The sequence below is a fragment of the Streptomyces sp. NPDC101181 genome (assembly GCF_044767975.1).
GTDB lineage: Bacteria > Actinomycetota > Actinomycetes > Streptomycetales > Streptomycetaceae > Streptomyces.
The window spans coordinates 73,650-87,671 of the sequence record NZ_JBIWOX010000020.1 but is presented as its reverse complement, the minus strand read 5'-3'; the positions used below and the strand labels follow the sequence as shown (position 1 = coordinate 87,671).

General features: G+C 70.0%; 11 protein-coding genes and 1 tRNA gene. 5 read left to right on the top strand and 7 right to left on the bottom strand.

Going from position 1 to position 14,022, the window contains the following annotated elements; all coding sequences use genetic code 11:
* Window positions 1–343: 343 nt before the first annotated feature.
* Window positions 344–1,891, top strand: a complete 1,548-nt coding sequence (locus ACIRRU_RS25500) for a pyridoxal phosphate-dependent decarboxylase family protein (RefSeq protein WP_403684207.1) — start codon at window positions 344–346, stop codon at window positions 1,889–1,891.
* Entirely contained in the window at window positions 1,888–3,315 is a 1,428-nt protein-coding gene (locus ACIRRU_RS25495; RefSeq protein WP_403684205.1) for a lysine N(6)-hydroxylase/L-ornithine N(5)-oxygenase family protein, read from the top strand. Before ACIRRU_RS25500 ends, ACIRRU_RS25495 begins: the two co-directional genes overlap by 4 nt.
* Before the next feature lie 204 nt (window positions 3,316–3,519).
* On the opposite strand, the gene ACIRRU_RS25490 is transcribed toward ACIRRU_RS25495, so the two are convergent.
* Window positions 3,520–5,334, bottom strand: coding sequence for a bifunctional metallophosphatase/5'-nucleotidase (locus ACIRRU_RS25490; protein ID WP_403684204.1), 1,815 nt, complete (start codon window positions 5,332–5,334; stop codon window positions 3,520–3,522).
* 140 nt (window positions 5,335–5,474) lie between these two features.
* Between ACIRRU_RS25490 and ACIRRU_RS25485 the strand changes: the two genes are divergently transcribed.
* Together ACIRRU_RS25485 and pyk are read left to right on the top strand one after the other, a co-directional pair.
* Window positions 5,475–6,179 carry an SIMPL domain-containing protein gene (locus tag ACIRRU_RS25485; RefSeq protein WP_403684202.1) on the top strand — a complete coding sequence of 235 codons (705 nt, stop codon included), beginning with the start codon at window positions 5,475–5,477 and terminating at the stop codon, window positions 6,177–6,179.
* A 120-nt stretch (window positions 6,180–6,299) separates the two neighbouring features.
* On the top strand, window positions 6,300–7,739 hold the full coding sequence (gene pyk, locus ACIRRU_RS25480; RefSeq protein WP_403684200.1) for a pyruvate kinase: 1,440 nt from the start codon (window positions 6,300–6,302) through the stop codon (window positions 7,737–7,739).
* A gap of 6 nt (window positions 7,740–7,745) precedes the next feature.
* Here pyk and ACIRRU_RS25475 read toward each other — a convergent pair whose 3' ends face one another.
* Window positions 7,746–8,522, bottom strand: coding sequence for a transcriptional regulator (locus ACIRRU_RS25475; protein ID WP_403684199.1), 777 nt, complete (start codon window positions 8,520–8,522; stop codon window positions 7,746–7,748).
* 107 nt (window positions 8,523–8,629) lie between these two features.
* Window positions 8,630–8,704, bottom strand: a tRNA-Leu gene (locus ACIRRU_RS25470).
* Window positions 8,705–8,803: 99 nt separating this feature from the next.
* Here ACIRRU_RS25470 and ACIRRU_RS25465 point away from each other — a divergent pair.
* Complete coding sequence (locus tag ACIRRU_RS25465) at window positions 8,804–9,460, top strand: ANTAR domain-containing response regulator (protein ID WP_403684197.1); 657 nt, start codon at window positions 8,804–8,806, stop codon at window positions 9,458–9,460.
* A 101-nt stretch (window positions 9,461–9,561) separates the two neighbouring features.
* Here ACIRRU_RS25465 and ACIRRU_RS25460 read toward each other — a convergent pair whose 3' ends face one another.
* The 4 genes from ACIRRU_RS25460 to ACIRRU_RS25445 are packed head-to-tail and all read right to left on the bottom strand — an operon-like array spanning window position 9,562 to window position 13,989.
* The gene (locus tag ACIRRU_RS25460; protein WP_403684195.1) at window positions 9,562–10,278 is read right to left on the bottom strand and encodes an ABC transporter ATP-binding protein; all 717 of its coding nucleotides are present in this window, start codon (window positions 10,276–10,278) and stop codon (window positions 9,562–9,564) included.
* Complete coding sequence (locus ACIRRU_RS25455; RefSeq protein WP_403684194.1) at window positions 10,275–11,222, bottom strand: ABC transporter ATP-binding protein; 948 nt, start codon at window positions 11,220–11,222, stop codon at window positions 10,275–10,277. Before ACIRRU_RS25455 ends, ACIRRU_RS25460 begins: the two co-directional genes overlap by 4 nt.
* Before the next feature lie 2 nt (window positions 11,223–11,224).
* Window positions 11,225–13,063 (bottom strand): branched-chain amino acid ABC transporter permease, encoded by a 1,839-nt coding sequence (locus tag ACIRRU_RS25450; protein ID WP_403684192.1) that lies wholly within the window; start codon window positions 13,061–13,063, stop codon window positions 11,225–11,227.
* On the bottom strand, window positions 13,060–13,989 hold the full coding sequence (locus ACIRRU_RS25445; protein WP_403684190.1) for a branched-chain amino acid ABC transporter permease: 930 nt from the start codon (window positions 13,987–13,989) through the stop codon (window positions 13,060–13,062). Before ACIRRU_RS25445 ends, ACIRRU_RS25450 begins: the two co-directional genes overlap by 4 nt.
* Between the last annotated feature and the right edge of the window lie 33 nt (window positions 13,990–14,022).

Sequence of the window (14,022 nt, the reverse complement as noted above, 5' to 3'; positions counted from 1 at the left end):
CCGCCCGCCGTACCGCAGACCGCCCAGCGGCCACGCCCGCTCCCTCGGCACCCCGCACGAGCGCGTCCGCGCCGCTCGCCGTAACCCCGTCGCCCTCTGGTGATCCACCGGCACCGGCACCGGCACCGGCCATGGCGTACGCCCCGCAGCCCGTGGCGTACCCACGCCCCCTCCCGCCTCCGAGCCGCACGCGCGCCTACCACTTCGCCGCTCCCCGGCCCGGCCGGACCGGTGGGCAGTACCCCTTTCGGGTTGAGATCGTTGGGCTCTTCGGTCGAGCCACCCCGAACCCGGGACAAGCTGGCATGTCCACCCCCCGCGCTCCCGAAGGACCACCCCGCCCATGCCCACCCCGCCCCTCGCCGGAGGCGCCGCAGGCCCCGCCGCACTGCGCCCCCTCCTCGACACCGTCCTGGCCGCACTCCACGACGGCGCGGCCCGTCGCGGCGGGCCCCTCCCGGCCGGTGGACCCGACACCGTCACCTCCCGCACCCGCGGCACCCTCCACCCCCTCATCCCCGACCACGGCACCGGCGCCGAGCACGCGCTGCGCGGCCTCGTCACCGCCCTCGCCGAAGGCGCCGCGGACCCCGCCCACCCCCACTGCGCCGCCCACCTCCACACCCCGCCCCTCGCGCTCGCGGCCGCCGCCGACCTCGCCGCCAGCGCTCTCAACCCCTCCATGGACTCCTGGGACCAGGCCCCCGCCGCCTCCGCGATCGAGGCCGACCTCACCACCGCCCTGGCCGCCGAGGTCTACCCGGACGCCCCCGCGCCCGACGCCGTGATCACCTCCGGCGGGACCGAGGCCAACCAGCTCGCCCTGCTCCTGGCCCGGGAACGCCACGGACCCGTCCAGGCCGTCTGCGGGGCCAACGCCCACCACAGCATCGCCCGCGCCGCCTGGCTCCTCGGCCTGCCCGAACCCGTCGTCGTCCCCGCCCCCACCGGCACCGTGGACCTCGCCGCCCTCGACACGGCCCTCACCGAACTCCACCGCCCGCTCCTCGTCGTCGCCACCGCCGGGACCACCGACACCGGCGAGATCGACCCCCTGGACGCCATCGCCGACCTCTGCACCACCCACGGCGCGGAACTCCACATCGACGCCGCCTACGGCGGCCCCCTCCTCCTCAGCCCCACCCACCGAGGCCTTCTCCGGGGCCTCCAGCGGGCCCACAGCACCACGCTCGACCTGCACAAACTCGGCTGGCAGCCCGCATCCGCCGGAATCCTCGCGGTCCCCGACCGCCGCCACCTCGCCCCCCTCCACCACCACGCCCCCTACCTCAACGCCGACGACGACACCGAGGCCGGCCTGCCCGACCTCCTCGGGCGCTCCCTGCGCACCACCCGCCGCCCCGACGCCCTGAAGATCGCCGTCACCCTCCAGGCCCTCGGCCGCGACGGACTCGCCGACCTCATCGACCGCACCGTCGCCTCCGCCCACCACCTGGCCGACCTCGTCGACCGGACCCCCACGCTCGACCTCTACGACCGCCCCACCATCAGCACCGTCCTCTTCCGCCCCACCGGCGCCGACGACCACACCATCGCGACCGTCCGCCGCACCCTGCTCGACCGCGGCCACGCCGTCCTCGGCCGCGCCCACGCCGAAGGGCGCCTCTGGCTCAAGGCGACCCTCCTGAACCCGCACACCACACCCGACGACCTCCGGTCCCTCCTGGACCTCGTCACCCGCACCGCCACCGACACCGCCCCGCCCGCCCACCCACCCACGGCGCCCCGCACCGCCACGCCCCTCGCGCCGACGGCCTCCACCCACCCGGCCGACGCCCCCGCGTACCCGACCACCCGCCCCGCCACCCCACCGCCCACCGGCCACCGTGCCGAGGCGATCCACCCCACAGAAGGCGACACCCCGCGATGACCGACCGGCCCGCCCCCGAACCCGACCAGCCACACGACCTCGTCGGCATCGGCATCGGCCCCTTCAACCTCTCCCTCGCCGCCCTCGCCCACAACATCCCCGCCGCCCCCGGCGACCCCCGCCCCCTCGCCGCGACCTTCTACGAACAGCGCCCCGCCTTCCACTGGCACCCCGGTCTCCTCCTCGACGGCGCCAGCCTCCAAGTCCCCTTCCTCGCCGACCTCGTGACTCTCGCCGACCCGTCCAGCCCCTGGAGCTTCCTCAGCTACCTCCGCACCCGCGACCGGCTCTTCCCCTTCTACTTCGCCGAGCGCTTCCACATCCAGCGCGCCGAGTACGACGCCTACTGCCGCTGGGTCAGCGAACAACTCCCCGGCCTCCACTTCGGCCACCAGGTCGACGCCGTCCGCTGGAACGCCGAACGCGCCCTGTTCGAAGTCGACTTCACCCAACTCGACAGCGACGGCGAAGCCGAAGCACTCGGCCGCGCCCACGCCCGCCACATCGCCCTCGGCATCGGCACCGAACCCTTCGTCCCCGAACCCCTCAAACCCCTCGCCGAAGCCCCCTCCGTCCCCGTACTCCACTCCGCCGACTACCTCCGCCACCGCGAACGGCTCCTGAGCGCCGAGCACATCACCGTCATCGGCTCGGGGCAGTCCGGCGCCGAGATCTTCCTCGACCTCCTGCGCGCCCGCCCCGAAGGCGCCGAGAAGATCCACTGGCTGGCCCGCACCCAGGCCTTCGCACCGATGGAGTACTCCAAGCTCGGCCTGGAACACTTCACCCCCGACTACAGCCGCTACTTCCACGCGCTGCCCGAATCCGCCCGCGACGAGCTCGTCCCCCGCCAGTGGCAGCTCCACAAGGGCATCGACGCCGACACCATCGCCGCCATCCACGACGAGCTCTACCGCCGCACCCTCCACGGCGGCTGGCCCGACGCCACCCTCACCCCCGGCGTCCACGTCCGTACCGCGGGCCGCCTCGCCAACACCCGCGTCGAACTCCACCTCGAACACACCCAGCAGGGCACCCGCTCCCGCCTCACCACCGACGCCGTCATCCTCGCCACCGGCTACCGCGAACGCCCCCTCGACGCCGTCCTCGGGGGCCTCGGCCCCTACCTCAGCCGCGACGCCTCCCACCGCCCCCGCATCGACGACCAGTACCGCCTGGTCCTCGACCCCGCCGTCACCGGACACGTCTACGTACAGAACGCCGAGCGCCACACCCACGGAGTCGGCGCCCCCGACCTCGGTCTCGCCGCCTGGCGCAGCGCAACCATCCTCAACAACCTCACCGGGGCCACCCCCTACCCCCTCCCCGACCGCACCGCGTTCACCACCTTCGGCCTCACCCCCCAAGCACCGAAGATCCCCACCCAGGCCCCCGAACTCATCCCCCTCAGCCAGTCCGTCTGACCACCGGCCCGGCCCCGGACCCACCACCGGCCCGGCCCACCGCACCGGCCCACCGGCCCACCGGCCCACCGGCCCACCGGCCCACCCCAGCACCCATGGCCATGGCACCGGGCCACCGGCGCACCGCACCGCCGCCGTACACGCGCGCGGCCCGGGGCTCCACCCACGGAACCCCGGGCCGCGCCACCACCCCACTCCGCGTGGTTACGGGAACACCGGCGTCCCCTCACGGGTCAGCCGCCACCCCACCGAAGCGAACGCGGCCGGATCGACCGACCCCTTCTCCCGCACCCACCCGATGATCGTGTTCCGGATCTCGTCCGAATTCGCCCACAGCTGCCGCGCCCCCGGTACATGCGGGAAATTGCCCCCGCCACTCGCCCGGTAGTTGTTCACCGCGAACACGAACCGCGCCGCCGGATCCACCGGCTTCCCCTCGAACGACAACCCCGCGATCCGCGAACCCACCGGCTTCGCGATGTCGATGTCGTACGTCACCCCCGACACCGCGTCGTAGTTGTAGTCCGGAATCCCGTCCGCGTTCGTCAGCTTCGCCGTGTCCACCGGACCACCCGCGGGCGTGCGCACGTAGTACCGCGCCGAATACTCCAGGTAGTCCTTCAGCTGCGCACCCGTGAGCAGCCGCGCCTCCAGCGTGTTCTCGAACGGATACAGCCCCGCTGCGTCCCGGATCGTCACATCACCGGCCGGAATCCCCGCCGCCCGCGAGAAGCACGACGCCTGCGACAGCACCGGCAGCGCCGCGAACTCCCCGCCCGCCAGCGCCGCCCGCACCGTGTCCGTCTGCACCTGGTTGATCAGGTCGATGATCGGCTCGTCCTTCCACGGCGCCTCCGCCGTCGACATCGCCACCACCGACGTACCGATCACCTGGTTGACGTACGCCACGACCTTGCGGTGCTCGTCCCGCAACAGCGACGTCACCTTCCGGTCCTCCGGCACCGTGTTGGAGTTCAGCACCCGCGAACCGGCCCGCTCCACCACCCAGCGGCCCTTCTCCCACACCACGTCGAAGTCGAACAACGTCAGCCGCTGCCCCCACTTCGCGGGCTCCGACAGCACGACCCGCTTCCCCGTCTCCTTGTTAGTCACGAAGTGCTCCGCGATCTCCACATGGGCATGGCCCACCAAAATCGCGTCGATCCCCGGCACCTGCTCCGCCACCAACGCCGCCGCGTTCTCCACATGCGGCAGCTGGTCCCCGTACGACGACGTCCCCGACGAACCCGAATGCGCCGACACGATCACCACGTCCGCACCCATCGAACGCAGCTTCGGCACCCACTTCGCCGCCTGCTCCTCCAGACCGGGAAACACCATCTTCCCGCCCACATGCGCTTTGTCCCAGATCGCGATCCCCGGGTTCGTCAGCCCCAGCACCGCCACCCGCACATCACGCCCGCACGGCGTCCGCAGCCGCTTGACGACATACGGGGCGAAGGCGGGCCGCAACGTCTTCGCATCCAGCGCGTTCGCCCCCAGCAACGGGAAATCGCACTGCTCCTCGAACTTCCGCAGCACCGGAATCCCGTAGTTGAACTCGTGATTCCCGAGCGCCGCCGCGTCGTAGCCGATCGCGTTCATCGCCTGCGCCATCGGATGCACCGGACCACGCCGGGCCGTGATCGGATCGACCTTCGCGTAGTAGTACGACAGCTGCGTCCCCTGGATCGTGTCACCCGCGTCGATCAACAGAGTGTTGCGCCGCCCCTTCTCCCGCCGCACCTGATCCACCAGCGTCGAGATCTTCGCCAGACCGACATCGTTGTGCGCGGCGTCGTCGTACTCCGCGTCCGTGAAGTAGTCCCAGTTGAAGACGTTCCCGTGCAGGTCCGTCGTACCCATCACCGTGAACGCGTACCGCCTCGGCGGCCGGCCGTGACCGTGTCCCGCGGCCTCCGCCGCACCGGCCGAACCCACCACCGCCCCGCCCGCCATCGCCACACCCGCACCCGCGGCGGCCGAACGGCCCAGAAACGTCCTGCGGTCCAACGGCATCTCTTCACTCCTCGTTCAGTAGGGCAACGCGCGTAGATTCTGACCCGGCGCCCACCCCCCGCAACACCCCGCGCAGGTTTCGATCCGATGACCACCCGACACACACCCCGGACCACCACCCGCCGTGCCACAGTGAACACATGACCGAAACCCCCACACCCCCGACGGCCCACGGCACCCCCAACGCCCCCCGCGTCACCGTCCGCGGCGAAGCCCACCTCGAAGCCGACCCCGAGATCGCCCGCATCACCATCACCCTCACCGCCCGCAACACCGACCGCCGCGCCACCCTCGACGACCTCAACCACCGCAACACCGCCACCCTCGACCTCATCAAGAGCTACGGCGACGCCGTCGAAAAACTCGAAACCGGCTCCCTCGCCATCCGCCCCGAACTCACCCGCCACGGCCGCGGCGAACGCATCCGCGCCTACCACGGCACCATCCACCTCACCGCCACCCTCACCGACTTCACCGTCCTCGGAGAGATCGTCGCCCGCCTCGCCGACCAGGACCTCACCCGCGTCGACGGCCCCTGGTGGGCCCTGCGCCCCACCTCACCCCACCACGCCGCCGCCCGCCGCCAAGCCGTCCAGGAAGCCCTCCAGCGCGCCCGCGAATACGCCGAAGCCCTCGACACCCGCATCGACGCCCTCCTCGAACTCAGCGACACCGGCGCCTTCGGCGGAGCCCCCCTCACCTCCTACGGCGCCGCCATGCCCTTCCGCGCCGCCCGCGCCGAAACCGCCGACGACCCCGCCCCCGTCGACCTCGAACCCGTACGCCAGAGCGTCGACGCCCAGGTCGAAGCCTCCTTCACCCTCACACCCCCCGACCTGGGATAAACGCTCATCCGAGCACCCCGCCGCACAATTCAACACTTGTCAACAACCCTTCACCCGCAGCTGGTTGAGGTGTCACGAAGGGCCACTTACCTACCCGTAGGTAAGGCTTAGGCTCGATACATGCGCCGAGCGAAAATCGTTTGCACCCTGGGACCCGCCACCGACACATACGACCAGATCAAAGCCCTGGTCGAAGCGGGAATGGACATCGCCCGCCTCAACCTCAGCCACGGCACCTACGCCGAACACGAAGAGCGCTACCACCACGTCCGCAAGGCGTCCGAGGAAACCGGCCGCAGCGTCGGCATCCTCGCCGACCTTCAAGGCCCGAAGATCCGCCTCGGACGCTTCCGCGAAGGCCCCGTACTCCTTGAACGCGGCGACACCTTCACCATCACCGTCGAACCCCTGGAGAACGAAGGCGACGGCGACATCTGCGGCACCACCTACGACGGCCTCGCCTCCGACGTCACCACCGGCGAACACATCCTCATCGACGACGGCCGCGTCACCCTCGAAGTCACCGACGTCGACGGCCCCCGCGTCCACACCACCGTCATCGAAGGCGGCATGGTCTCCGACCACAAAGGCCTCAACCTCCCCGGCGTCGCCGTCTCCGTCCCCGCCCTCTCCGACAAGGACATCGACGACCTCCGCTGGGCCCTGCGCACCGGCGCCGACATCATCGCCCTCTCCTTCGTCCGCACCGGACGCGACATCGAGGACGTCCACCGCATCATGGACGAGGAGAACCGCCGCCTCCCCGTCATCGCCAAAGTCGAAAAGCCCCAGGCCGTCCAGAACATCGACGACATCGTCGCCGCCTTCGACGGCATCATGGTCGCCCGCGGCGACCTCGGCGTCGAGATGCCCCTGGAACAGGTCCCCATCGTCCAGAAGCGCGCCATCAAGCTCGCCAAGCGCAACGCCAAACCCGTCATCGTCGCCACCCAGATGCTCGACTCGATGATCGACAACTCCCGCCCCACCCGCGCCGAAGCCTCCGACGTCGCCAACGCGATCATCGACGGCACCGACGCGGTGATGCTCTCCGGCGAGACCAGCGTCGGCAAGTACCCCATCGAGACCGTGCGCACCATGTCCCGCATCGTCGAAGCCGCCGAGGAAGACCTCCTCGCCAAGGGCCTCCCGCCCCTCACCGAACGCAGCAAGCCCCGCACCCAGGGCGGCGCCGTGGCCCGAGCGGCCGCCGAGATGGGCGACTTCCTCGGCGCGAAGTTCCTCGTCGCCTTCACCCAGAGCGGCGACACCGTCAAACGCCTCTCCCGCTACCGCTCGCCCATCCCCCTCCTCGCCTTCACCCCCGACGAAGCCACCCGCGCCCAGCTCAACCTCACCTGGGGCGTCGAAACCTTCCTCGGCCCCCAGGTCGACTCCACCGACGCGATGGTCGCCCAGGTCGACGAGGAACTCCTGCGCATCGGCCGCTGCGCCAAGGGCGACGTGGTGGTCATCACCGCCGGCTCCCCGCCCGGCGTCTCGGGCTCCACGAACCTGGTGCGCGTCCACCACATCGGCGAGGACGACAGCCCGAAGTAGGGCGGCTCAGTATTTCGGCCCGACGTGCGCATCCATGAGGGCGACGGATGCCCGTCGGGCTACGGAGATGTTGTACGGCTTGCCGGCCCGGGTGCAGTGCGTCCAGGCCACACCGAGCGCGTCGAGGGTGTCGGTGTAGAGCTGCCGGATGTCGTCGGACTTGTTGGTGAAGAAGTACCGGGGGTATTCGTAGCGCTTGCGTTCGCCGCGGACCACACGCGTCGCCCAGTTGGTGATGCGGCAGCCGTCGGAGTGGATGAGACCCCGGACGAATTCCCAGGGGTGCGCGTCCACGATCCGCCGCTGCCAGGGTTCGAGGACGATTCGCCGTTCGTGCTTCTTGCCGGGGCCGTGCTGGGGGAAGAGGCAGGGCCAGTGCTTGCTGAAGGACGTGACGTACTGGCAGCCCGCACTGGTCACCCGGGAGACCTTGTTGTGCGGTCGCGCGATCCGGACGGCCTCGGCGCAGGCGTCGACGAGGCCCGGCCAGGCGTCGGCGCACGCGATACGGAGCGCGTACACGCCGCGCTTCGCGGCGCTGATGCAGCCGTCTCCGAGGTAGAGCCCCAGCAGGTAGGCGTACGCCGACGGGTTCCCGATGGCCGTAGGCTCCTCGGAGCACCTCGGGCACGGCTCGCCCCGGTGTGTGTCCAGCGGTTCGAGACGCGTCTGCCAGGAGCGGATCGCCGCACGCGAGATACCGGTCCGCCTGCTGACGGAGTTCTGACTGAAGCCCTGGCCCAGCAGGGCGAGCGTTCGCTTGCGAGTTTCGAGGTCGTACACACGAACAGGCTGGCCGAATTCCGTCGGCCCTCGGCGTGAACGCGGAGTGATCACACGATCACGTGAAACCCTGCGATTCTCAGGTGACCTTGGAATCGAAGGAAGAGTGCCCCGAGTCGGACTCGAACCGACACTGTATGGGTTTTGAATCCATTGCCTGCTGCCAATTGGGCTACCGGGGCTCCCAGGATCGAAGGTTCCCTTCAACCCGCTGCGCGACCACCATACCGCAGCTGGGTAGGCTCAGGGGAAGCAGCGCCTGCCCCCGATCGAGGAGCCCCGTGACCACCCCCGAGTCGCCCCAGCCCGTAGACGCCGTCGACGACGACACGTCGCACGTCCCGCCGCTGACGACCCGCGTCGTCATCGCCGAGGACGAGGCACTCATCCGCCTGGACCTCAAGGAGATGCTGGAGGAGGAGGGCTACTCCGTCGTCGGGGAGGCGGGCGACGGGCAGCAGGCCGTCGAGCTGGCCCGGGAGCACAAGCCGGATCTGGTCATCCTGGATGTGAAGATGCCGGTCCTCGACGGGATCTCCGCCGCCGAGAAGATCGCCGAGGAGTCCATCGCCCCGGTCCTCATGCTCACCGCGTTCTCGCAGCGCGATCTGGTCGAGCGGGCCCGGGACGCCGGGGCCATGGCGTATCTGGTGAAGCCGTTCAGCAAGAGCGACGTGGTGCCGGCCATCGAGATGGCGGTGTCCCGGTTCGCGGAGCTGAGGGCGCTGGAGAGTGAGATCGCGGACCTCTCGCAGCGGCTGGAGACCCGGAAGCTGGTGGACCGGGCGAAGAGCATTCTCCAGACGGACTACGGGCTCTCCGAGCCGGCCGCGTTCCGGTGGATCCAGAAGACGTCGATGGACCGGCGGATGTCGATGCAGCAGTTGGCGGAGGCGCTGATCGCGGACGCCGAGGAGAAGAAGAAGGCGGCCGAGTAGGTCCGGTCGTACGCGGTCGTACGCGCCGTACGCAGCGGGGAGGCCCGCCCCGGAACTCAAAGGTTCCGGGGCGGGCCTCTCCGCGTGGTGCGGGGCGGGGTTCAGTCCTCGCCGAGGTAGGCCTTGCGGACGGAGTCGTCGTGCAGCAGGTCCTGGCCGGTGCCGGAGAGGACGATGTTGCCGATCTCCATCACGTGGGCGTGGTTGGCGAGGGAGAGTGCCGCCTGGGCGTTCTGCTCGACGAGCAGGATGGTGGTGCCCTGTTCGCGGAGTTCGGCGATGGTCGCCATGATCTTCTGCATCATGATCGGGGACAGGCCCATGGAGGGTTCGTCGAGCATGAGCAGTTTGGGCTGGGACATCAGGGCGCGGCCCATGGCGAGCATCTGCTGTTCGCCGCCGGAGAGGGTGCCCGCGGCCTGCTTGCGGCGTTCTCCGAGGATGGGGAAGAGGTCGTAGGCGCGCTTGATGTCCTTGTTGATCCCCTCGCCGTCCTTGCGGAGGAACGCGCCGAGGCGCAGGTTGTCCTCGATGGTCATGCGGGGGAAGATGTGGCGGCCTTCGGGGGAGTGGGCGAGTCCGAGGGAGACGACCTGGTGGGCCGGGATCCTGCGGAGGGACTTGCCGTTGAACTTGATGTGGCCGGTGAGCGGTTTGATCAGTCCGGAGAGGGTGCGCAGCGTGGTGGTCTTGCCGGCGCCGTTGGTGCCGATGAGGGTGACGACTTCGCCTTCGTCGACCGTGAACGAGATTCCCTTGACGGCCTCGATCTTGCCGTAGGCGACGCGCAGGTCCTCGACTTCGAGTAGTGCGGTCATCGGTCGTTCTCCTTGCTGGTGCTCTCACCGGGGGTGGCCGGGGTGGCCGGTGGTGCCGGTGGGGCCTGGGTGGGGTTCGATGCGGCGGCTTCGGCTGCTTCGACCTCGGCGGCTTCCTCCGCGCCGGGGTCGCCTTCGAAGGGTTCGCCGAGGTAGGCGGCGATGACGCGTTCGTCGCCCTGGACTTCGGGGGCGGTGCCTTCGACGAGTTTTTCGCCCTGGACGAGGCAGGCGACGCGGTCGCAGAGGTTGAAGATGAAGCGCATGTCGTGCTCGATGACGAGGACGGCGATGCCTTTGTCGCGGATGGCGAAGATGAGTTCTTCGGCCGCGCGGGTCTCCTGGGGGTTCATACCGGCGGTGGGTTCGTCGAGCAGGAGGAGGCCGGGTTCGCTGGCGAGTGCGCGGGCGATTTCGAGCTTGCGCTGTTCGCCGTAGGGGAGGTTGCGGGAGAGGTGTTCGGCCTTGTGGTGGAGGCCGACGAATTCCAGCAGCTCCATGGCGCGGGCCTTGGACTCGGTTTCGGCGCGGTGGAAGCGGGGGCCGCGCAGGAGGGCCGACCAGAGGCCTTCCTTGGTGCGGGTGTGGCGTCCGACGAGGACGTTCTCCAGGACGGTCATGTTGGAGAAGAGCCGGATGTTCTGGAAGGTGCGGGCGATGCCGGTCGCCGTGATCTTGAAGGATTTGGCGGGGAGGACGGTGCCCTTGTAGCGGACTTCGCCTTCGGTGGGGGTGTAGAGGCCGGTGAGGCAGTTGAAGAAGGTGGTCTTGCCGGCGCCGTTGGGGCCGATGAGGCCGACGATCTCTCCGGAGTTGACGGTGAGGTCGACCGACCGGACGGCGGTGAGGCCGCCGAACCGCATGGTGACGCCGCGGGCGTCGAGGACGGTTTCGCCGGGGGTGCTCACGGTGGCGGGCCCGGCGGTGGTGGTGTCGGTGGTCATCGTCAGGCCCCTGCCTTGGTGAGAGTGGCGGGTGCTTCGTCCTTCTCGTGGAATTCGAGCTGCTGGCGCCGGTTGGCGATGAGGCCTTCGGGGCGGAAGCGCATGAGGAGGACGAGGGCGAGTCCGAAGGCGAAGAGCTGGTAGTCGCTCATGAACTGGAGTTTCGCCGGGATGAGGAAGAGGAGTGCGCCGCCGACGAGGGGTCCGCTGATGGTGCCCATGCCGCCGAGGACGACGGCTGCGAGGAGGAAGGCGGAGTTGGGCGGGACGGCGTGGGCGAACTGGTACTGCTCGGGTGTCACGGTGTAGGTGACGTGGGCCTGGACGGCTCCGGCGAGTCCGGCGAGGGTGGCGCCGAGGGCGAAGGCGATGAGTTTGGTGCGGAAGCCGTTGATGCCCATGGCTTCGGCGGCTGTCTCGTCCTCGCGGATGGCGACCCAGGCGCGGCCGATGCGGGATTCGGCGCTGCGGCGGAAGACGACGACCACGATGAGCGTGACGAGCAGCATCAGGAAGAAGTAGTTCGCGAAGCGGCCGATGGTGAATCCGGCGATGGTGTGGGTGGCGCCGAAGTCGAAGCCGAACAGGTTGAGGTTCGGGATCGAGGAGATGCCGTTGGAGCCGTTGGTGACGTCGGGGCCGGAGGTGCCGTCGAGGTTGAGGACGGCGATGCGGAAGATCTCACCGAAGCCGAGGGTCACGATGGCGAGGTAGTCGCCGCGGAGCCGGAGGGTGGGGGCGCCGATGAGGACGCCGAAGACCATCGAGGCGACGGCGCCGACGAGGATGGCCTGCCAGAAGGGCAGGTGGATGCCGAAGGGCGAGGTGGGGGAGCCGGAGACGAGGGCGGCGGCGTAGGCGCCGACGCCGAGGAAGGCGACGTAGCCGAGGTCGAGGAGTCCGGCGAGGCCGACGACGATGTTGAGGCCGAGGGCGACGGTGGCGAAGATGAGGATGTTGACGCCGATGGTGGCGTACTGGTCGTCGGACTGGGTGAACGGGAAGGCCGCGGCGGCGGCGAAGGCGCCGACGAGGGTCACGTTGCGGTGGCGTGCCGTGAGGGTGGCGACGCGCTGGAGGAGTCCGGCTTTGTTGATGGCGCTGAAGCCGAGGCCCGCGGTGATCAGGAAGCCGACGAACAGTTCGTCGTACTCGGTGGTGATGCCGTAGGTGAAGACGACCAGGCCGAGGGCGAGGACGACGGCGACGATCACGATCTCGACGTAGGAGGGGAGGGTCCTGGCGGGGCGCGCGGGGCCGGTGGCGAAGGCGCCCTTGTAGGTCTCCCAGCGGTTGCCGAGGCGGTGCTTGAACTGCCCGAAGGCGGTGTCCTCGGGGTCGGCGGGGGTGGTTTCGGGCCGCTCGTAGGGCAGGGAGCGGGTGCCGATCCAGCCGATGAGGGTGGCGGCGAGGGCGACGTAGGCGCCGGGTTCGAGGTTGACGAAGCCGCCGAGCTGGACGCTGATGGCGATCATCGTGAACCAGGCGGTGGCGAGTCCCGCGTAGGCGGCGAGCCGCATGGCGGCGTTGGCGCCCTGGGGGGTGAGCCAGGTCAGCCCTTTGATGCCGTAGGAGGAGAGGGCGAAGAGGGTGAGGAGTGCGCCGCTGACGAGGACGAGCCACTGGAGGCCGCCGGGGTAGCCGTAGACGGTGAGGTCGCCGGGGAAGGCGGAGGTCCAGGTCCAGGCGAGGAAGGCGGAGACGACGGTGAGCGCGCCGCCCGCGGTGGCGGTGGCTCGCGCGGCGTTGTGCGGGAGGGTGAGGGGGCCGCGGTGGGCGGGGGCGGCCTGCGTGGGTGCGGTGGCCGTGGCGGTGTTCTGTGTGGTGGTCATGGTGGTCACGCCCTGTCCGCGACGCGCTCGCCCAGGATGCCTTGGGGCCGGAAGAGGAGCACGAGGATGAGGAGTACGAACGCCCAGGCGTTGGCCCAGGACTGGCCGCCGAGCTGTTCGAGGCCGGGGACTTCGGAGATGTAGGCGGCGGCCATGGTTTCGGCGACGCCGAGGGTGAGGCCGCCGATCATGGCTCCGTAGATGTTGCCGATGCCGCCGAGGACGGCCGCGGTGAACGCCTTGAGGCCGAGGAGGAAGCCCATGCGGAACTGGACTTCGCCGTACTTGAGGCCGTAGGCGACGGCGCCGATGGCGGCGAAGGTGGCGCCGAGGGCGAAGGCGACCACGATGATGCGGTCGGTGTTGATGCCCATGAGCTTGGCGGTGTCGGGGTCCTGCGCGGTGGCCTGCATGCCGCGGCCGGTGCGGGTCTTCATGACGAAGTAGCCGAGGAAGGCCATGGACAGGGGGGCGGCGATGAGCAGGAAGACGTCACCGGTCTGGATGGTGACGGGGCCGAGTTCGAAGGGGCCGCCGGGGATCTCGGGGAAGGTGCGGGCGGACTTGGCGCCGGGGTACCAGGCCCAGACGGCCTGCTGGAGTGCCAGGGACAGGCCGATGGCGGTGATGAGGGGTGCGAGGCGTGGTCCGCCGCGCAGGGGCCGGTAGGCGAATCGTTCCGCTCCGACGGCGATGGTGGTGGCGACGACGACGGCGCCGATGAGCATGAGGGGCAGTGCGAGCAGCACGCTGGTGCCGCTGGGAAGTATGAGCCAGACCGTGAGGGCCCCGAAGCCGCCGGTCATGAAGATCTCGCCGTGGGCGAAGTTGATGAGCTGGACGATGCCGTAGACCATCGTGTAGCCGATGGCGACGAGCCCGTACATCGATCCGAGTAGCAGGCCGTTGACCAGCTGTTGCGGCAGTTCGTTCACCGCGGGTCCTCCGTGTCTTTCGCCGGATATAGA

Bases quoted from the DNA above. Each gene is read 5' to 3' on its own strand.
- ACIRRU_RS25500 (WP_403684207.1), top strand. From the start codon at position 344: ATGCCCACCCCGCCCCTCGCCGGAGGCGCCGCAGGCCCCGCCGCACTG.
- ACIRRU_RS25495 (WP_403684205.1), top strand. From the start codon at position 1,888: ATGACCGACCGGCCCGCCCCCGAACCCGACCAGCCACACGACCTCGTC.
- ACIRRU_RS25490 (WP_403684204.1), bottom strand. From the start codon at position 5,334: ATGCCGTTGGACCGCAGGACGTTTCTGGGCCGTTCGGCCGCCGCGGGT.
- ACIRRU_RS25485 (WP_403684202.1), top strand. From the start codon at position 5,475: ATGACCGAAACCCCCACACCCCCGACGGCCCACGGCACCCCCAACGCC.
- pyk (WP_403684200.1), top strand. From the start codon at position 6,300: ATGCGCCGAGCGAAAATCGTTTGCACCCTGGGACCCGCCACCGACACA.
- ACIRRU_RS25460 (WP_403684195.1), bottom strand. From the start codon at position 10,278: ATGACCGCACTACTCGAAGTCGAGGACCTGCGCGTCGCCTACGGCAAG.
- ACIRRU_RS25455 (WP_403684194.1), bottom strand. From the start codon at position 11,222: ATGACCACCGACACCACCACCGCCGGGCCCGCCACCGTGAGCACCCCC.